This window comes from Campylobacter lari, from assembly GCF_004357905.1.
Taxonomy (GTDB): Bacteria; Campylobacterota; Campylobacteria; order Campylobacterales; family Campylobacteraceae; genus Campylobacter_D; species Campylobacter_D lari_D.
Window position 1 is genome coordinate 1 of the sequence record NZ_SMTT01000012.1, and the last position, 18,252, is coordinate 18,252.

Annotated in this window: 22 protein-coding genes; 14 read left to right on the top strand and 8 right to left on the bottom strand. The window is 29.4% G+C overall.

Going from position 1 to position 18,252, the window contains the following annotated elements:
• Together E2O22_RS07510 and E2O22_RS07515 are read right to left on the bottom strand one after the other, a co-directional pair.
• Positions 1–214: flagellin N-terminal helical domain-containing protein (locus tag E2O22_RS07510; RefSeq protein ID WP_439897282.1), on the bottom strand; the 214-nt coding region annotated here is incomplete at its 3' end.
• A 74-nt stretch (positions 215–288) separates the two neighbouring features.
• Positions 289–2,001: a motility associated factor glycosyltransferase family protein gene (locus tag E2O22_RS07515; RefSeq protein WP_133319937.1), complete on the bottom strand. Its 1,713-nt coding sequence runs from the start codon at positions 1,999–2,001 to the stop codon at positions 289–291.
• Between the two features lie 130 nt (positions 2,002–2,131).
• On the opposite strand from E2O22_RS07515, the gene topA reads away from it, so the two are divergent.
• The 5 genes from topA to E2O22_RS07540 are packed head-to-tail and all read left to right on the top strand — an operon-like array spanning position 2,132 to position 7,659.
• Entirely contained in the window at positions 2,132–4,216 is a 2,085-nt protein-coding gene (gene topA, locus E2O22_RS07520; RefSeq protein WP_439897283.1) for a type I DNA topoisomerase, read from the top strand.
• Positions 4,216–5,052, top strand: a complete 837-nt coding sequence (locus E2O22_RS07525) for a biotin synthase (protein WP_039627786.1) — start codon at positions 4,216–4,218, stop codon at positions 5,050–5,052. The genes topA and E2O22_RS07525 overlap by 1 nt, the downstream gene beginning before the upstream one ends.
• Positions 5,033–6,211: a cation:proton antiporter gene (locus E2O22_RS07530; protein ID WP_133319939.1), complete on the top strand. Its 1,179-nt coding sequence runs from the start codon at positions 5,033–5,035 to the stop codon at positions 6,209–6,211. Before E2O22_RS07525 ends, E2O22_RS07530 begins: the two co-directional genes overlap by 20 nt.
• Before the next feature lie 39 nt (positions 6,212–6,250).
• Positions 6,251–7,009, top strand: coding sequence for a 3'(2'),5'-bisphosphate nucleotidase CysQ family protein (locus E2O22_RS07535; RefSeq protein ID WP_133319940.1), 759 nt, complete (start codon positions 6,251–6,253; stop codon positions 7,007–7,009).
• Positions 7,009–7,659: a hypothetical protein gene (locus E2O22_RS07540; protein ID WP_133319941.1), complete on the top strand. Its 651-nt coding sequence runs from the start codon at positions 7,009–7,011 to the stop codon at positions 7,657–7,659. The genes E2O22_RS07535 and E2O22_RS07540 overlap by 1 nt, the downstream gene beginning before the upstream one ends.
• On the opposite strand, the gene E2O22_RS07545 is transcribed toward E2O22_RS07540, so the two are convergent.
• The 3 genes from E2O22_RS07545 to E2O22_RS07555 are packed head-to-tail and all read right to left on the bottom strand — an operon-like array spanning position 7,652 to position 9,582.
• Positions 7,652–8,428, bottom strand: coding sequence for a UDP-N-acetylmuramate dehydrogenase (locus tag E2O22_RS07545; RefSeq protein ID WP_133319942.1), 777 nt, complete (start codon positions 8,426–8,428; stop codon positions 7,652–7,654). The two genes, E2O22_RS07540 and E2O22_RS07545, sit on opposite strands and share 8 nt — an antisense overlap.
• On the bottom strand, positions 8,425–8,691 hold the full coding sequence (gene fliQ / locus E2O22_RS07550; protein ID WP_012660903.1) for a flagellar biosynthesis protein FliQ: 267 nt from the start codon (positions 8,689–8,691) through the stop codon (positions 8,425–8,427). The genes E2O22_RS07545 and fliQ overlap by 4 nt, the downstream gene beginning before the upstream one ends.
• 27 nt (positions 8,692–8,718) lie before the next feature.
• Positions 8,719–9,582, bottom strand: coding sequence for a menaquinone biosynthesis family protein (locus tag E2O22_RS07555; protein ID WP_133319943.1), 864 nt, complete (start codon positions 9,580–9,582; stop codon positions 8,719–8,721).
• A gap of 109 nt (positions 9,583–9,691) precedes the next feature.
• On the opposite strand from E2O22_RS07555, the gene recA reads away from it, so the two are divergent.
• The 4 genes from recA to E2O22_RS07575 all read left to right on the top strand — a co-directional run bounded on the left by recA (position 9,692) and on the right by E2O22_RS07575 (position 12,921).
• Entirely contained in the window at positions 9,692–10,726 is a 1,035-nt protein-coding gene (gene recA, locus E2O22_RS07560) for a recombinase RecA (RefSeq protein ID WP_087700900.1), read from the top strand.
• The gene (eno, locus tag E2O22_RS07565; protein ID WP_133319944.1) at positions 10,726–11,970 is read left to right on the top strand and encodes a phosphopyruvate hydratase; all 1,245 of its coding nucleotides are present in this window, start codon (positions 10,726–10,728) and stop codon (positions 11,968–11,970) included. Before recA ends, eno begins: the two co-directional genes overlap by 1 nt.
• A gap of 116 nt (positions 11,971–12,086) precedes the next feature.
• Complete coding sequence (locus E2O22_RS08080; RefSeq protein ID WP_243705663.1) at positions 12,087–12,248, top strand: hypothetical protein; 162 nt, start codon at positions 12,087–12,089, stop codon at positions 12,246–12,248.
• Positions 12,238–12,921, top strand: a complete 684-nt coding sequence (locus tag E2O22_RS07575; protein WP_133319946.1) for an AMIN domain-containing protein — start codon at positions 12,238–12,240, stop codon at positions 12,919–12,921. The genes E2O22_RS08080 and E2O22_RS07575 overlap by 11 nt, the downstream gene beginning before the upstream one ends.
• Positions 12,922–12,937: 16 nt before the next feature.
• Here the strand turns inward: E2O22_RS07575 and E2O22_RS07580 are convergent, their stop codons facing one another.
• Complete coding sequence (locus E2O22_RS07580; RefSeq protein ID WP_133319947.1) at positions 12,938–13,321, bottom strand: group III truncated hemoglobin; 384 nt, start codon at positions 13,319–13,321, stop codon at positions 12,938–12,940.
• A gap of 109 nt (positions 13,322–13,430) precedes the next feature.
• On the opposite strand from E2O22_RS07580, the gene cheQ reads away from it, so the two are divergent.
• Positions 13,431–13,907 carry a cheVAW transcriptional regulator CheQ gene (gene cheQ / locus E2O22_RS07585; protein ID WP_133319948.1) on the top strand — a complete coding sequence of 159 codons (477 nt, stop codon included), beginning with the start codon at positions 13,431–13,433 and terminating at the stop codon, positions 13,905–13,907.
• On the opposite strand, the gene E2O22_RS07590 is transcribed toward cheQ, so the two are convergent.
• A complete protein-coding gene (locus tag E2O22_RS07590) occupies positions 13,876–15,186 on the bottom strand; it encodes an MFS transporter (RefSeq protein WP_133319949.1) in 1,311 nt (436 codons plus the stop codon). The two genes, cheQ and E2O22_RS07590, sit on opposite strands and share 32 nt — an antisense overlap.
• Before the next feature lie 2 nt (positions 15,187–15,188).
• The gene (locus E2O22_RS07595; RefSeq protein WP_133319950.1) at positions 15,189–15,350 is read right to left on the bottom strand and encodes a highly acidic protein; all 162 of its coding nucleotides are present in this window, start codon (positions 15,348–15,350) and stop codon (positions 15,189–15,191) included.
• An 87-nt stretch (positions 15,351–15,437) separates the two neighbouring features.
• On the opposite strand from E2O22_RS07595, the gene moaC reads away from it, so the two are divergent.
• The 4 genes from moaC to E2O22_RS07615 form a co-directional block, all read left to right on the top strand.
• Positions 15,438–15,911 (top strand): cyclic pyranopterin monophosphate synthase MoaC, encoded by a 474-nt coding sequence (moaC, locus tag E2O22_RS07600; RefSeq protein WP_133319951.1) that lies wholly within the window; start codon positions 15,438–15,440, stop codon positions 15,909–15,911.
• A complete protein-coding gene (locus E2O22_RS07605; protein WP_133319952.1) occupies positions 15,889–16,152 on the top strand; it encodes an HP0495 family protein in 264 nt (87 codons plus the stop codon). Before moaC ends, E2O22_RS07605 begins: the two co-directional genes overlap by 23 nt.
• 12 nt (positions 16,153–16,164) lie before the next feature.
• Positions 16,165–17,295 (top strand): hypothetical protein, encoded by a 1,131-nt coding sequence (locus tag E2O22_RS07610; RefSeq protein WP_133319953.1) that lies wholly within the window; start codon positions 16,165–16,167, stop codon positions 17,293–17,295.
• A 50-nt stretch (positions 17,296–17,345) separates the two neighbouring features.
• A partial coding sequence (locus E2O22_RS07615; protein WP_243705664.1) for a cache domain-containing protein occupies positions 17,346–18,252 on the top strand: 907 nt, incomplete at its 3' end.

Sequence of the window (18,252 nt, forward strand, 5' to 3'; positions counted from 1 at the left end):
AAGCATCATTACCATTGCTTATAGCTTGACCTAAAGTATTAGCTTGCGATCTTAAGCTATCTGCTATAGCCATACCTGAAGCATCATCTGCTGCAGAGTTGATTCTAAGACCTGAACTTAATCTGCTTAGAGAGTTATCTAATGCTCTTGAGTTTAAATTTGCGTTGTTTTGAGCATTTAAAGATGCCACATTAGTATTTATACGAAATCCCATTTTAAATCCTTTTAAATAAATTCAACCGCTTCCATGCAGTTGTTTAAGCTATATCGAAAAAATGATAAAAAAATTTATACTTTTAATATATTTTTATATTCATTTATAGAATTTTCCATACTTGCTAGACTTAATGCTGTAAATTCTAAAAATATTTTTAAAAAATCTGCATAACTTGATAAAGCATTTTGAGACTCTTGATATAAACTCACATTAAAAAAGCCCCTATGATAAAATAATGGTTTATACATAAAACTTTGTAAAATTTTTGCATTATCTAATAAATCATTAAAATCAAAAATAGATTCTGATACTTGCTCATCAAAAACTGCATTTTGATTTTGTAAAATTGCTAAAAGATCTTTTGCTTTTTGATGTAAAGCATTTAACTCTAAATAATCTTTTTGTAAAATTTCCAAAGATTTTTTTAATAATTTTTCTTGCCTATTAATACTTAAAACATTTGGAAATACATAATCTTGTTTTTTATCTTTATATAGTGCTAAAACCTTTTCAAAAGGTATCTCTATGGTATAATCTATAAAAGCTCCACCTTCTGTGGCATTATAAAATTTAACATCAGGATGAGATACAAATAAAACTTCCAATCTTTTTCTAAATTCATCCCAGCCTATATGAGTTTGAATAAAACCTTGCTTATTATAAGCTAACACTTGAAGTTTTTCTGCTTTATGCTCAGCTTCTTCTACATTATGAAATGTAAAAACTTCTGGGTTAGCATGCGATTTCCCATCATCACTAAAAGCCAAATCTTGTCCTATCATGATTACATTAGTAAATCCCAAAGCTATAGCAAAATTATAAGCAAAATGAGCCACATTGATACCAATATCTAAATAACCAAAATCATTTAAATTAAATTTTTGTTGATAATCTAAATTTTTTAAAATAAAAATTTTTGGATTTTTATTTTCTAAAATTTGCATTAAAGCTTTATCTACAGCAGCATTTATAATATAAATGGGTTCTTTTTTACTTTGTGGTAAATTTTCATAAAAACTTGCACATTCTTCGTAAATATCCATAGAAAAAACAAAATCAGGATAAATTTCATTCTTAAGTAAAGTCTTATAAGTAGCATCTAAAGCAAATATCACATAATCATCTTGACAAGTTTTTAAAAGCTTAAGTTGTTTATTTAAAGAAGGACCTGCGCACACCACAATAACACTTTTATTTCTTCCTTTATTTTCATAAATAAATCTTTGAAAAGGAATGTTTTTTAAGACTAAAGGTATGTTAGATAAAAATTGTTTATAAATTTTAGCATCCATAGTAAAACTTGTATCAACATTTCCCACCACTCTTTTTATCACATCTAAACATTTGTGATACACAAAATCAAATATAGGGCTTTTGTTATAAAATTCACTATAAGGTAAAAGTTTAAAAAGCCCTAAATACTCAAAACAATCTTTTTGTGAAAAAAGCAAAACAAGATACTCTTCTAATCTTTTCTCTTCTACATCACAAAGATATATTTTTCCGCTTGAAAGCTCTTGACTTAAATCCATCTTGCTTAAAACATTAGCAAAAAATTCTGCTTTATCAAAAATAAAAATGTGTTTATTAATAAGTTTTTTTAAAAAAAGCCCATCTCCTATACCGCAAAAAAATATATTAGGTTTTATTAAATCATCTTTTGAGGGCACAAAGGGTGTTTGACTTGGAAAGATGTCGATAAATTCTTCTTTTAAAGATAGAATTTTTTTTTGTAATGGTTTATTGGTAAATTCTAAAGCTTGTAAGTTTTTTTGCAAAAACATTTTATATCCTATGAAATTAAATTATAGAAAATTATATCATTAATTGCATTTTATTTAAAAATCCATCTAAGCAAAAAATTTAACTTTTTTTTATACACTTTTACTAATTTTAATCCTTATAAGGAAAATAATGAAAAATTTAATCATAGTAGAATCACCTGCTAAAGCTAAAACCATAGGTAATTTTCTAGGTAAAGACTATGAGATAATAGCTTCTAAAGGTCACATTAGAGATTTACCTAAAACTAGCTTTGGTATAAAAATAGAAGATGAAAATTTTAAACCAGAATATAGAATTTCAAATGATCATTCAAGTTTAGTAAAAGAACTCAAAGAAAAGGCTAAAAAAGCTAAAACCATCTACCTTGCAACCGATGAGGATCGTGAGGGTGAAGCCATAGCTTATCATATAGCTAAGGCTATTAATAAAGATGAAAATTCCCTGCCACGCATAGTTTTTCATGAGATTACTAAAAGCGCTATAGAAAATGCTTTAAAAAACCCAAGATCTTTAAATGTAAATAGCGTCAATGCTCAACAAACTAGACGCTTACTTGATCGCATAGTAGGCTATAAATTAAGTCCTTTACTAAATCAAAAAATCCAAAAAGGCTTAAGTGCAGGGCGTGTGCAAAGTGCGGCTTTAAAAATCATCGTCGATAGAGAAAGAGAAATAAAAGCTTTTATTCCTTTAAAATACTTTAGTATAGATATGATTTTTGAAAAAGATTTGCAAGCTGAATTAGTCGAATTTCAAAATCAAAAGATAGAAAAACTAAGTCTAACTAACGAAGATAGAGCCAAACTCATCTTTGAAGCTTGTAAAAATGCTAGTTTTAAAATAAAAGATATAGAAAGTAAAGATAGAAAAATAGCTCCACAAGCACCTTTTATGACCTCAACCCTGCAACAAAGCGCGAGCAATCGCCTAGGTTTTAACCCTAAAAAAACCATGATGATTGCTCAAAAACTTTACGAGGGTGTAAAAACCCATCAAGGTATTATGGGTGTGATTACTTATATGAGAACTGACAGCTTAAACATCGCAAAAGAAGCTTTAGAAGAAGTAAGAAAACTCATCAAAAATGATTTTGGCAAAGAATACTTACCAAGTAAAGCAAATATTTATACCACTAAAAGCAAAGGCGCTCAAGAAGCACACGAAGCTATAAGACCGGCTAATCTTAGCTTTACGCCAAAACTTGCAAGTGAATTTTTAGAAAAAGATGAAGCAAGATTATATACTTTAATATATAATCGCTTTTTAGCTTCACAAATGAATCCTGCTATATCTCAAACTCAAAATGTCTATGCAAAATCAAATGAAGCAAGTTTTAAAATAAGCGGTAGAAAAATTTTATTTGATGGGCATTATAAAGTATATGGAGATATGGATAAAGATAAAATTTTACCTAATTTAAAACTAGAAGATATACTAAATATACAAAATATAGAATTAAACTCGCATTTTACCGAGCCACCTTCAAGATATTCTGAAGCTGGGCTTGTTAAAAAGTTAGAAAATCTTGGCATAGGACGCCCTTCTACTTATGCTCCAACCATCTCTTTACTTAGTACAAGAGAATATGTGCGTATAGATAAAAAGCAAATCATACCTAATGAAATAGCCTTTGTTGTAACAGAAGTTTTAGAACAAAACTTTAGCGATATAGTAGATAGTGATTTTACTTCTAAAATGGAAGATAAACTTGATATCATTGCAGAAGGCAAAATGGACTGGCAAGAAGTTTTAAGAGAGTTTTATTTTCCTTTTATGAGAAAAATTGATGAAGGTAAAAAAAATATAAAAAGCCAAAAAACTTTCACAAAGCTAGATGAAACCTGCCCTGATTGTGGTGGAGAGCTTGCTATAAGAAAAGGAAGATATGGAGAATTTATAGCTTGTTTAAATTTTCCAAAATGTAAATACTCAAGAAATTTAAAACAAGAAACACAAAATGAAGAAAAAAGCGAGAAAAAACTCAATACCATAGGCGTGAAATGCCCAAGCTGTCAAGAAGGCGAGATCGTGGAGCGTTTTTCTAAGCGTGGTAAATTTTATGGATGTAGTGCTTATCCAAAATGCAACTATATAAGCAAATACAAACCAAGTGAAGAAAAATGTAGCAAATGTGGTGAAACTTTGATTATCAAAGAGCTTAAAAAAGGCACATTTTTAGAGTGCTTAAAATGCAAAATCAAAAAGGAAATTTAATGCAAATTATGCTTTGTGCTATATCTAATATAGCAAGTGGAGGGTGCGGGGAAGATTGTAAATACTGCACTCAAAGCGCTCATGTAAAAACTAATATCAACAAATACAAAAGAAAAGATATAGATCAAATTGTTTTAGAAGCTAAAATAGCTAAGAAAAACGAAGCTTTAGGTTTTTGTTTAGTTACAGCAGGCGCTGGACTTGATGATGAAAAACTTGAGTATGTGTGCAAAGTAGCTCATGCAGTGCAAAAAGAAGTAGAAGGACTTTTACTCATAGCTTGCAATGGCATAGCAAATTTAGAACAACTCAAAGAATTAAAAAAAGCAGGAATTTTTTCTTATAATCATAATCTAGAAACTTCTAAAGAATTTTTTCCAAACATATGCTCTACGCATACTTGGGAGCAAAGATTTCAAACTAATCTTTATGCTAAAGAAGCAGGTTTAATGCTTTGCTGTGGCGGAATTTATGGTCTTGGAGAAAGTGAAGCCGATAGAAAAAGTTTTAGAACAAGTTTAAAAGAGCTTGATCCTTTTTCCTCGCCTATTAATTTTTTCATACCAAATGAAAATTTAAAGCTCAAGCAAAACTTATTAAATGCTGATGAGGCGTTAAATATCATCAAAGACACTAAAAAAGATTTACCAAATGCACATATCATGGTAGCAGGTGGTAGAGAAGTAGTGCTAAAAGAAAGACAATATGAAATTTTTGACGCAGGAGCTAGTGCTATAGTAGTAGGTGATTATCTTACAACTAAAGGCGAAGAACCTAGCAAAGATATACAAAAACTAAAACAAATGGGATTTAGCTTTGCTAGCTCATGCCATTGATGCTCAAGCTGCTACGGATTTAAAAATTTTATTAGTCGTAGCAGGATGTTTGCTTACATCACCTTATATTGCTAAATTTTTAAAACTCCCACTTTCAGCCACTGAAATTATGCTTGGCTCTTTTATAGGATTTTTAGGTTTTATAGGAGAAAGTGAGAATTTTAAGCTTTTGGCTAATGCAGGATTTTACTATCTTATGTTTATAGCAGGGATGGAAATCAATCTTAAAACCTTTTTAAAAACCGAAAGAAGCTTACTTAATAAAGCTTTTATTTACATCATACTTTTATATGTTTTTAGTGTTTTAGCGGTTGAAAGTATAGATATTTCTTATATTTTTGTCATTATTATACCTGTTATGAGCGTGGGTTTGCTCTCAACGCTTTATAGAGACTTTGGGAAAAATTGCGAGTGGCTAAATGTATCCATGGTGGTAGCCACTTTAGCTGAAGTTGTGAGCATAGTTTTACTTACCATAGCTGCAGCATTTTTGGGAAAAGGTGCTGATCTTTTCTCACTCACTCAAAATTTATTATACCTAGTGGGATTTTTAGCACTTTGTATTTTTGGATTTAAATTTTTAGAAGTGCTTTTTTGGTGGTATCCACAACTTAAAACTATACTCATGCCTTGGCAAGATCAAAACGAAAAAGATATAAGATTTTGCATGGCAATTTTCATAGCCATAGTTGCAATTATGATTTATTTTAAACTTGAAGTTGCACTTGGAGCTTTTATAGCGGGTTCATTTATAGCTACTTTTTTTGATCATAAAAAAGACTTAGAGCATAAACTTTCTAGTTTTGGTTATGGCTTTTTAATCCCTATATTTTTCATTTATATAGGTTCAAGCTTTAAACTCCAAATGCTTTTAAACCCTCAAGTTTTAATCATAGCTTTTTCACTAACTATCTTTATGATAGGACTAAGAATACTTTGTGCTATGACTTTTGTAAAAATACTTGGTTTAAAAAATACCTTTTTATTTGGCTTAAGCCATTCTATGCCACTAACCTTACTTATCGCAGTAGCTACGCTTTCTTATCAAACTAATATTATCACTCAAGATATATACTCAGGATTAGTGCTTACTGCTTTACTTGAAGCAATTTTAGCTATTAGCTTAATAAAATTTATCAATAATCTTAGTAGAAAATGACTCTACTAAGTATTTATTTTCACTCGCTATAATTTTCTTATGAAAAATTTAGACACACTTTTAGAATTAGCCTTAAAAGCAGGCAAGGAAGCCTCTAAGGTATTGCTTGAATATAAAGACAAAAATACCTTATGGCTTAAAGATGATGATTCCCCAGTAGGTTTAGCTGATATAAAATCTAATGAAGCCATTAGTGAAATTTTAGCTTCAAGCGATATAGCTCTATGCTCTGAAGAAAATATACTTTCTTATGAAGAAAGAAAAAATTTAGAGTATTTTTGGCTAATAGATCCTCTTGATGGCACTAAATCTTATGCTAAAAAAGATAAAGAATATTGTGTTTTAATCGCATTAATCCATAAAAACACTCCTGTGCTTTCGCTTATAGGCGATGTGGAAAATAATGCATTTTATTATGCACATACCCATACTAAAGTTTATAAAAATAATGAAATTTTAAATCTTAGTTTAGAGCAATACGAAAAGGTTAAAAATATAGCCCTTTACTCTAAAAACCATGATAATAATGAAGATTTTTTTATTCAAAATCATCTTGAAGGCATTAAGGTTTCATCTGCTTTAAAGTTTGTATATTTACTTGAAGCAAAAGCTGGAATTTACCCGCGTTTTGGTGGCCCAAAAGCTTGGGATATAGCCGCGGGAGATTTTTTAGTCAAACAAAATGGTGGAATTTTATACGATTTTGACAAAAAGGCCTTAAACTACAATAGTCCTGATTTTAAACTTCCAAGTTTTATAGCTTTTGCTAAGAATGAATTTAAATTAAAAGGTTTTTAGTGAGATTTTTTTTGGTGTTTTTGTGTTTTTTAAGTGCTATTTATGCCAATTCTTTTGCAAATAAAAAAATCATCAAATTACAAAACAATGATGATTTTAATATCATCAATCTTGATCAAGATATAAATTATGATAAACTCTCACACATTAACACCTTAGCTTTAGTGCCAAGCTATGAAAAAGAATATAATTTTTATTTTTCAAATTTAAAAATCGATGCTAAAAGCATGGCAAAAGACACACTAAAAGCATTAAGTGCTATTTTAAATGAGCAAAATAATTTTGCTTTACTTAGTCAAAAAGAAAATCAAACTTATATCAATAGTCAAAATATCTTACAAACAAATAAAAATTTCATCAATGCAAGTGAGTTTTTAGAATTTAATCGTTTCAAAAAGGCTGATTTTATTATTTTGCTAGATTTAAAAAGTATTCAAGCAAGCCAACAAAATTTCTTGCTTTTTTCCAATTTTGAAGTCAAAGCCGACATAGAATACAAACTTTTTAATGCCAAAACAAAAAAACTAAAAGATCATAAAATCCTTACTATCAATACTCAATTTAGCACAAATGATAAAAATAAATCTTATCAAGAATTAGTCCATGAAATAGCTAAAATTGTTTATGAAGATATTAAAAATACTATATAATTACCACTTCTTCTTCTAAAACAATCCCAAATTCTTCAAAAACTCTTTTTTTAGCAAGCTCTATCAAAAATAAAGCATCATCAAAACTAGCATGTTTTTTATTGATTAAAAAATTTGCATGTTCATTGCTAAACATCGCATCATTTTTGCTAAAACCTTTAAGATTAACTGCTTCTATCAACCTTCCTGCATGATCGTTTTTGGGATTTTTAAAAATAGAGCCAAAGCTAGCACCTTTTGGTTGATTTTTTCTTGCATTTTTTAAAAGCTCATCTTTAACTGGGTCAAATCCATATTCTAAAAAAAACTTCGCGCTAAACATCACTTCTTTAATAGGATTAAACCTATAAGCAAAAGCAATATTTTGTTTTAAAATTTCTTGATTAAAAGTGCAAATACTAATTAAATTTTTGCTAATATCCTCATCTTTTAATCCTGCATTCATTTTTAAAATACCGCCCAAAGTCCCTGGGATATTTTTTAAAAACTCAAAGCCTTTTAGGTTATTTTCTTTAGCAAAATGATACATTTTAAAAGATTTCACACTAGAGCCTATCTCTAAAAACATGCCTTTTTCATTTTGCTCTAAAATTTTAATATAATCAAAACTTTTCCCTAAAATTCCAAGTTTTTTGGGTTTTGGAGAGATTAAAAGATTATTTGCCCCACCTATTAAAAAACCATCAAATTCGCAAGGCTCTTCAAGTGTTTGCACTTCAAAGCTCTCACCTATACGCACAGAAGAATACTTAGAAAAATCAATAATCATCTAATAAAGCTTGGAATTTGATTTAAAATATTAGTTGTAAAATCAATCATAGAACTTATCATCCAAGGCATTAAAAATACTATTACCACAACAACAAGTAAAATTTTTGGCACAAAAGAAAGCGTGGCTTCGTTAATTTGCGTTACAGCTTGAAAAATACTTATAATAAGCCCTGCAATAAGCCCTGCTAAAAGCATAGGTAAAGAAAGCATAAGTGTGATTTTAAAAGTTTGTACACCCAAGGCTACTAAAGTACTTTCCATATTTACTCCTTAAAAATTTAAATTCTATCAAGAATTTCTAAATTCTTCATACTCACTAGGGATAAGATAATCTTTACTTTTTATTAACTTCTCATAAAATCCATGATTATATCCAAGCTCAAAAAGCTTATCTATGGCATTGTATTGTTTATCATTCATATTAATAGAGTTTTTATTTGCATATAAATTTAAATACACATCAAGTTTTTGTGCATCAACGCGTATTAAATTACGCTCTAAAAGCATGGAGGCTAAGATTTTTCTATTATGATCGGCTACTTCTACTGCTTTAATCAAATCTTTTTCAACCGCTATTGCATCACTAAGCGGTAAAGATCTTCTAAGGGTCATACCACCTAAAGGTAAAGGTAAATCATTTTTTGCTAATTCTTGCCAAATATCCCAAAGTTCAGCCTCAACACACAAACTAGAATCAAATTCTAAAATGCTCTCATGTATAAGCACTCCCGCATCAACTTCATCTTCTAAAACAGCCTTTTCAATCTCTAAAAAATTCTTATAAATTATTCTAGCTTGTGGATATTTTATGCGAAAGATTAAAGCATTAGTAGTGTGTGCTCCACTTAAAGCAACTTTAAAATTTGGCTTTAATTTTTTATTCTTTTTCTTAATAAGCTTTGGCCCATAACCCTCACCAAAACTCACAGCAGTTTTTAATAAAGCATATTCACTAGCTATTAAAGGATAAAGTGCAAAAGATATCGCACTAACATCGTATATATTTTCCAATGCAAGCTCATTTAAAGTTTGTATATCCAAGGCTGTATTTTCATACTCATAAGCATTTCCAACCCAACCAAATTTAATCGCCATATACATAAAAATATCATCAGCATCAGGAGAGTGTGCTACGCTAATTTTTTTATTCATTTTTTTCCTTAAAAATCTAAAAAAGTATTTTAGCAAAATTCAAAATAAAAACTTATATTAAATTTCTTTTTGATACAATTTTAAACATATTATAAAAGGATTAACAAGCATGGATGATAATAAAAGAAAATCACTTGATGCAGCCTTAAAAAGTCTTGATAAAACCTTTGGAAAAGGCACCATATTAAGACTTGGCGATAAAGAAGTTGAAAAAATTGATTCTATTCCTACAGGTTCTGTTGGACTTGATTTAGCTTTAGGAATTGGTGGGGTTCCAAAAGGAAGAATTATAGAAATTTATGGACCTGAAAGTTCAGGTAAAACTACACTTACCTTACACATCATAGCAGAATGTCAAAAAAAAGGTGGAGTTTGTGCGTTTATTGATGCTGAACACGCTCTTGATGTAAGATATGCAAAAAATTTAGGCGTTGATACAGAAAATCTTTACATCTCTCAACCAGATTTTGGAGAACAAGCCTTAGAAATTGTTGAAACTATAGCAAGAAGTGGAGCCATTGATCTAATAGTGGTAGATAGTGTTGCTGCACTTACTCCAAAAGCAGAAATTGAAGGTGATATGGGAGATCAACATGTAGGTCTTCAAGCAAGATTAATGAGCCAAGCTTTAAGAAAATTAACCGGTATCGTTCATAAAATGAACACTACTGTAATTTTCATCAATCAAATTCGTATGAAAATAGGCATGATGGGCTATGGCACTCCTGAAACAACTACCGGCGGAAATGCTTTAAAATTTTATGCTTCAGTGCGTTTAGATGTAAGAAAAACAGCCACCTTAAAACAAAATGATGAGCCTATTGGAAACCGTGTTAAAGTAAAAGTGGCTAAAAACAAAGTAGCCCCTCCTTTTAAACAAGCTGAATTTGATGTGATGTTTGGTGAGGGTGTAAGTCGTGAAGGCGAGCTAATAGATTATGGTGTAAAACTTGATATTATTGATAAAAGTGGTGCATGGTTTTCTTACAAGGCTTCTAAACTTGGTCAAGGTAGAGAAAATGCTAAAGCCTTTTTAAAAGAAAATCCAGCTATTGCAGATGAAATTACTCAAGCTATACAAAACTCAATCGGTATAGATAGTATGATTTTGGGCGCAAAAGAAGACGATGAAGGAGAAGAATAATGTTGATTATTGAAGATTTAAGAGCTTTTGAAGTTTTAGATAGTAGAGGCAATCCTACCATTAAAGCTGAAATCATGCTAAGCGATGGCAGTGTGGGTAGTGCTATCGTTCCAAGTGGTGCAAGCACAGGAAAAAAAGAAGCTTTGGAATTAAGAGATAATGATGAGAGATTTGGCGGAAAAGGTGTTTTAAAAGCTATTGAAAACATCAATGGCACCATAGCTGAAAACATTATAGGGCTTGATGCGTTCAATCAAACTCAGCTAGATAATACTCTTTTAGAACTTGATGGGACGAAAAATTATTCCAACCTAGGAGCAAATGCAACTTTAGGAATTTCTATGGCAACAGCGCGCGCTGCTGCTAATGCACTAGGCGTACCTTTATATCGTTACTTAGGTGGAGCAAATGCAAGTGTATTACCTGTACCAATGTGCAATATCATCAATGGCGGTGCGCACGCAAACAATAGTGTAGATTTTCAAGAATTTATGATTATGCCTTTTGGTTTTTCAAGCTTTAAAGAAGGATTGAGATCAGTTTGTGAAATTTATGCAGTATTAAAAAAAGAATTAGCTAATCTAGGTCACTCTACTGCTTTAGGCGATGAGGGTGGTTTTGCACCAAATTTAGCAAACAACACTGAACCACTTGATCTTTTAATGACTTGTATTAAAAAAGCAGGCTATGAAAATAAAATCAAACTAGCGCTAGATGTAGCAAGTAGTGAGCTTTACAAAGATGGTAAATACCATTTAGAAGGTAAAGTTTTCTCAAGTGAAGACTTAATCGCGCGTTATGAAGAATTATGCGCTAAATATCCTATTTTTAGCATTGAAGATGGTTTAGCTGAAGATGATTATGAAGGCTGGATTAAACTCACTCAAAAGCTTGGTAATAAAATTCAACTTGTGGGTGATGATTTATTTGTAACTAATGAAGATATTTTAAGAGAAGGTATTATGAAAAATATGGCAAATGCTGTATTGATTAAGCCTAATCAAATTGGAACAATCACTCAAACTATGAGAACAGTAAGATTAGCTCATAGAAATAATTACAGATGTATTATGAGCCATAGAAGCGGGGAAAGCGAAGATGCTTTTATAGCTGATTTTGCAGTAGCGCTTAATACAGGACAAATCAAAACAGGAGCTCTAGCAAGAGGCGAAAGAACTGCTAAATACAATCGCTTATTAGAAATTGAACTTGATAATGATGAGTACTTAGGAGATAAACTCTGAGCGATTTATTAAAAGAGTATGATGAGCATTCTAAAAAGAAAGAGGCTCGTCATCATCTAATAAAAACTATTGCATTATCATTTGTAGCTATTATTGTTGCTATGTATTTTGGTAATATGTTTTTTGGCAAATCCTCTTTAGATGTTTTATTATCGCTTAAAGAGGAGCAAAAAATTTTAGAGAAAAACATAATAACCTTAAAAGCTAAAAATGCCCAAGCTCAAAAAGAATACTTACAGCTTTTAAGACTTAAAGGAGAAAATTCGCATGAGAATTAAATTTTTTTTACTATTTTTATTATCCTGTGTATTTTTAAATGCAAAAGATAATCCTTTTGACAATAACTCAGAACAACAAAACACCGAATTTGTAAAACTTAGTCCTTTTCAAAGACAGGATTTTACTTTTAATTCTGATGCAAGAATTTTAAAAAATATTACCATTACCTACATTAACCTTGATGGCTCTGAAGAGCAAACTACTCTAGATATATACAAAAGTATCAATTGGCATGACACTTACTCATTTATAAAAGCCAAAAGTCCAAATGCCACACCTATACTTGATGTTTCTGTTACTGTGCCACAAGAACAAGGGGTAAAAAACACTAAAACAGAAGAAAACAATACCACTTTAAATATTGAAACACCAATTTTTAGTGGAAATATTTATAATTTTATTTCTATTAGCTTTTATAACAATAAGATTAATATCAAAACCGAAGATAGAATGCTAAGACATTTATCTATAGGAGATCCAACTAAAATCATTATAGATTTTGCTAAAAAGCAAAATTTCAATACAAAAACTTTACAAGTTAATACTGCTCATGTTAGAAAAGTTGTATTTGGATCACATAAAGGATATTATCGTTTGGTAATTTATCTTGATGGAAAATATAGTTATAAATACTCTCAAGGTGAAAATTTACATACCTTTAACTATCGCTAAGAGTTTTTAAAAACTCTTAAGCAAATCTGTGATCATAAATAATCATTTGAAATCTTTGAGCTATCATTTTAGCTCTTTCTATAATAATACTTCTTGGTTCATCTTCAAAAACTTCTTGCAAACTCTCATCAAACAGATTAAGCCAAACATCAAAAAATTCTCTTGGAAACGAAGGTAGTTCATGATGAGCTCTCAAAGGAGAACCGCTATAACTTGGATCACCTAAAAACATCCCTGCCCAAAAACTTGCTATTTTTTCTTTGTGTTTTTTCCAACTCTCATCATCTATACCAATTTTTTCATTAAAAATAGGCCCTAAATCCTTGTCTATTCTAACTTTTGCATAAAAAACATCCATAAGTTTTTTTATACCATCATGATTAATAGTATCAAATTTCATGTTTTTCCTTAAAAAATAATTTTGGCTTATTGTATTAAATTTAGAAATTAAAAATATAAACAAAAGTCAATTTTTAGTATAATCATAAAAACAAATTTAAAGAAAAAATATGACTTATACTATTTTACCACCCAATCAATTCTTGGATAATTATATTTTAAATATACAATTACACCAATTAGCAAATATTTCCAAAAATGCTTATAAATTTTGGAAAAATGTTCAGGCAGCACGCTATCAAGGCACAAGAGTGGTATTTTTACATAAAAAAAGTATTTTACAAAAGCACCAACATCTTATACAAAAATGTGAAAATCTAAGTGGCTTTGTATTAGCAAGTGCCTTTTGCTCATTTACTACTTTAGCTCCATCACATTTGGTAGAAAAAAACAATTCTCAAATTTATAAAATCTTAGATATAAAAGAAGTTTGTGGGGTTAAATTTGTAAATTTAAAGGCATTTTACGATTTTTTAAATTTAGATTATAATTATAATATTTATATCGAAAAATGCCATTTTTTCAGTCCTACTCCTTTGGAAAAACGCATTAAAATCACTGAGAGTATGTGCGTTGGGTATTACTAAGATATTTAAATATCAAAGCACAAGCAAGCGAAATTATAGCCATAGCAAACATATAAAATCCTAAAGAAAAACGAGCAATATTTTCTAAATTTCCCAAAGCAATAGTGTGTAAAAATAAAGCAAGTTGTGGAGTAAACCCACCAGCTATTGCATAAGCTATATTATAAGAAAAACTAAGCCCTGAAAATTTAATCTTAGCATCAAATACCTCACTCATCATCAAAGGACAAAAATTCATCACTCCGGTAAAAAAGCAAGCGCTTAAATAGTACACACTCACTAAATTAAAATCAGGTGTTTTAGTATAAAGAGCGTTAAAATAAAATAAACAAGTTAAGAAAAATCCTAGCGAAAAAATCATACAAGCTTTTACTATACCTATTTTATCAGCCAAAATTCCACTTAATATACAACCAATTACAAGCAAAACTATACCAAACATTTGTATGTAAGTTTGAAAGCTTGCATCAATATTTAACATTTTTGCCATAAAAGAAGGTATAGTTAAAATCATCACAACAATACAAGCCGTCAAAACCCAAGTTATCAACATAGAAAGTACAACGCCCAGCTTAGCTTTTTTAAATACTTCTTTTAGAGGGAATTTTTCTAAAGCCTTATCTTTTTTCATTTGTTCAAAAACAGGTGTTTCTTGTAAAAATTTACGCAAATAAGCAGAAATAATCCCAAAAATTCCTCCTAAGAAAAATGGAATTCTCCAGGCCCATTCATAAAGTTCTTCTTGTGTAAAAAACTTATTCATCATTAAAAATACAAAACTTCCAAGCAAAATTCCACCTACTACAGAAGCTGTTAAAAATCCAAGATAAGTGCGTTTTTGTCCATTTGGAGCATGCTCAAAAACAAAAACCCAAGCACCAGGTAATTCCCCACCTATAGCTATACCTTGACAAATCCTTACAAATATTAAAAATACTATACATAAATATCCTATGCTTTCATAAGTAGGTATAAAAGCAAGCATAAAAGTTGGCACAACCATCAGTAAAATACTAAGCATAAACATTTTTTTACGACCAAATTTATCGCCAAAATGTGCCATGATTATACCACCAAGTGGTCTAGCTAAATATCCTGCGGCAAAAATTCCATAAGTATTAAACATTTTCCAAAATGGACTTAAATCTTCAGGAAAAAAATTTTTAGAAATATAACTTGCAAAAAATACAAAAATGATAAAATCGTAAAATTCTAAAGTCCCTCCCAAAGAAGAAAGACTCAAAACTTTTATGTCTTTTTTAGTAAGATTTTTACCCACGATTAATCCATCTCATAAGTATCATCATCACTATAATCATCATCGTATTCATAATCATCATCATCATAATTATATGATCTTTGATTATTTGCATAAGTATCATCATCTGCTTCATCATACATTTCATCATCATAATTTTCAAATTCTTCATCATCATAAGCCATTGCAAATCCTTTAAAATTTTTTAGTAGTATTTTAATATAAAAATATACATTTTGGTATAATTTTTCAAACTTTACTTAAGGAAAAATATGAATTTAACGCATTTAGATGAAAAAAATCACCCCAAAATGGTAGATGTAAGTCAAAAAGATATTACCCAAAGAGAAGCTTGTGCAAGCGGTAAAATATACATGAGTAAAGAAGCATTTGAAGCTATCATTGAAAACAAAGCTAAAAAAGGGCCTGTTTTACAAACTGCCATCACAGCAGCCATCATGGGAGCTAAACAAACTTCAAATCTTATCCCAATGTGTCATCCTTTAATGATCTCAAAAGTACAAACCCATATAGAAGAAAACAAAGAAGAATGTTCTTTTCAACTCTTTGTAACCGTAAAATGCGAAGGAAAAACAGGGGTTGAAATGGAAAGCTTAACAGCTGTTAGTATTGGGCTTTTAACTATTTATGATATGGTTAAAGCTATTGATAAAAGTATGCAAATTACTGATATAGTTTTAGAAAGCAAAGAAGGAGGAAAAAGTGGTAAATATCTGCGATCTTAAAAAAGAACCTATTATAAACTACCCTACTTTTTGGGATTATAAAGTCGTTTTTGAAGCTGAAGTTGATGCTTTAGAAATTTTCACTCAAATACTCAATGAAAGAGAATTTAAATATAAAATCTCAAATACTAGCAAACAAGGAACATATAAAAGTTATCTTTTAAGTGTTTATGTCGATAGTAAAGATGATCGTTTAAATATTTTTAATCAATTAAAAAGTAAAGCGAAATTTGTATTATAAAAAAGGAAAAATATGAAAAATTTAGCCATAATTTTTGAAAATTCTCTCTTAGCTTGTGAAAAAAATGAAATTCCAAACTTAATTAGTGAGCTTGTTTTTAATCTAAGTTATAAAAAAATTAGTTTTGAAAATACTAGCAATGAAGAGCTTTTTGCTATCTTTTCTAAAGTATTAGAAAAACTTGGACTTATAAATGAAGAAAATATTTCCAAAATAATCCAAGGTATTATTAAAGCTAGAGTTGAAGAAGATAAAAAAGCATTTTTTGTTTATATTAACGAATATGGCAAATTAAAAGTAAAAATAGAAGAACAAAAAAACACCATTAAACATAAAATTTGCGATAACTTTTTTGATTTAGAAAAGACTTTAAAAGATTTAAATTTAAATGAATTTAATATAAGTATCAATGATGCAATGCTTTATGATATAGAAATACTAGGCCTTTTAAAAGAAACTGCCGAGAGTGCTTTTATCACAACTTTAGAAAAAGGTGAAAACATAGAACTTACATCTTGTGAAATCGCTAAAAACCTTGTATTTAATGCAATTTGTGAAGGAAGCTTTGAAAAAGAAAGAATTTTAAAAATATCCCAAGTAGTTTTAAATGCTGCTTTTGAACTTGCTAACGAATCAAAGGCTTTTGCTTATGATTTATGTATAGGAAGTATTTATGGGACACAAGAAGGAATTTCTTTAGCGATTGAAAAATTTAAATCAAGCTTTGCATATAGCGCTTTAGAACATGATTTAAAAAATAAAGAAAAAGAGCTTATAGACATAGAGCAAGAATTTATCCAAATGCTTAAAAAAATATCATTAGAATTTAATAATCCCGTAAAAGATATACTTAAAGATTTATTAGAAAATAAATTTGACACTTTATTTGCCAAATTTAAACGCTTAATACAAGAAAACAGAGAGCAAATTCTTATCAAAATTAATGAAATTAAACAAAATCCAAAAATTGATGATTTTAGCAAGCTAGCACAAAGCAAACTCAATATTTTAGCTAAAGAGTTAAATGAACTCGAAAAACTCGCAAGCCATAAATATAAAAATTTAGATAAAAACAATGCAAAAGAATTGGGAGTAAGATTGTGGGAAAAAGCAAAAAAATTAATTAAAAAAAATATTAATTGATAATTAATTTTTAAAAATTAAAATTACAAAAATAAAATACGGAGGAAATTATGTTTAACACTTTGAAAGTTAAATTGTCTTTAATGGCAAATTTTTTCACTGCACTAAGTTTGATTATTTTAGGTGTGTTAAGTTTTTACTTTACCAAAACATACCTTTATGATAATGAGCTAAAAAGGCAAAATGATATTTTACAAGTTGCTCGAACTTCTTTAGAAACATTTCGAAAGCACAATAGTGATTTAATTTTAAATTTGGAAAAAACAATTTTGGAATTTCCATATGAAAAATTAAATTCCGAACAAGCTTTGATAGATAATGTTGGCTCTATTTTAAAATCATATAGAAAAGCTTCTGGAGTTTTATCTGCTTTTATAGGTTTAGATAATGGAGAAAATCTTGTAAGTAATGATACTAGTGATAAAAATAATAAAAATATCGAAATTTATGGACAAAATATCAACTATGATGCTAGAACTAGACCATGGTATATTGGAGCCAAAGAAAATAAAGATATTTTCATCACTTCTCCTTATATTGATAAAGCAACAAATCAATATGTAATAACATATACTAAATCTATATATAAAAATGGTAATTTTGTAGGAATTATTGGGGTTGATATTCCAGTAAAAGAGCTTCAAGAAAATTTTGAAAATATGCCTGGTAATAGCTTTTTATTTGATGAAAATGGAAAGATATTTGTTGCTAAAAACAAACAGTTATTAGATCCATCGGTAGATCATGGACCGGTATTAAATGCACACAAACAAAATGGTGATTATTCTTTCTTTGAATATGGATTAAAAGGAAAAGAAAGGCTAGGTATATGTGCTAAAATATCTTCTTACCTTGTTTGTAGCACCGAAAGTGCTGATGTTATAAATGAACCTATTTTCAAAACAGCAACAATACAAACAATTGTTGTAAGTATCATGGTTGCCTTAAGTGTTATCA

What these genes read in the sequence shown, in the direction of transcription:
- E2O22_RS07515 (WP_133319937.1), bottom strand. Translation starts at nt 2,001, where the DNA reads ATGTTTTTGCAAAAAAACTTACAAGCTTTAGAATTTACCAATAAACCA.
- topA (WP_439897283.1), top strand. Translation starts at nt 2,132, where the DNA reads ATGAAAAATTTAATCATAGTAGAATCACCTGCTAAAGCTAAAACCATA.
- E2O22_RS07525 (WP_039627786.1), top strand. Translation starts at nt 4,216, where the DNA reads ATGCAAATTATGCTTTGTGCTATATCTAATATAGCAAGTGGAGGGTGC.
- E2O22_RS07535 (WP_133319940.1), top strand. Translation starts at nt 6,251, where the DNA reads ATGAAAAATTTAGACACACTTTTAGAATTAGCCTTAAAAGCAGGCAAG.
- E2O22_RS07545 (WP_133319942.1), bottom strand. Translation starts at nt 8,428, where the DNA reads ATGATTATTGATTTTTCTAAGTATTCTTCTGTGCGTATAGGTGAGAGC.
- fliQ (WP_012660903.1), bottom strand. Translation starts at nt 8,691, where the DNA reads ATGGAAAGTACTTTAGTAGCCTTGGGTGTACAAACTTTTAAAATCACA.
- E2O22_RS07555 (WP_133319943.1), bottom strand. Translation starts at nt 9,582, where the DNA reads ATGAATAAAAAAATTAGCGTAGCACACTCTCCTGATGCTGATGATATT.
- recA (WP_087700900.1), top strand. Translation starts at nt 9,692, where the DNA reads ATGGATGATAATAAAAGAAAATCACTTGATGCAGCCTTAAAAAGTCTT.
- eno (WP_133319944.1), top strand. Translation starts at nt 10,726, where the DNA reads ATGTTGATTATTGAAGATTTAAGAGCTTTTGAAGTTTTAGATAGTAGA.
- E2O22_RS08080 (WP_243705663.1), top strand. Translation starts at nt 12,087, where the DNA reads ATGTTTTTTGGCAAATCCTCTTTAGATGTTTTATTATCGCTTAAAGAG.
- E2O22_RS07575 (WP_133319946.1), top strand. Translation starts at nt 12,238, where the DNA reads ATGAGAATTAAATTTTTTTTACTATTTTTATTATCCTGTGTATTTTTA.
- E2O22_RS07580 (WP_133319947.1), bottom strand. Translation starts at nt 13,321, where the DNA reads ATGAAATTTGATACTATTAATCATGATGGTATAAAAAAACTTATGGAT.
- cheQ (WP_133319948.1), top strand. Translation starts at nt 13,431, where the DNA reads ATGACTTATACTATTTTACCACCCAATCAATTCTTGGATAATTATATT.
- E2O22_RS07595 (WP_133319950.1), bottom strand. Translation starts at nt 15,350, where the DNA reads ATGGCTTATGATGATGAAGAATTTGAAAATTATGATGATGAAATGTAT.
- moaC (WP_133319951.1), top strand. Translation starts at nt 15,438, where the DNA reads ATGAATTTAACGCATTTAGATGAAAAAAATCACCCCAAAATGGTAGAT.
- E2O22_RS07610 (WP_133319953.1), top strand. Translation starts at nt 16,165, where the DNA reads ATGAAAAATTTAGCCATAATTTTTGAAAATTCTCTCTTAGCTTGTGAA.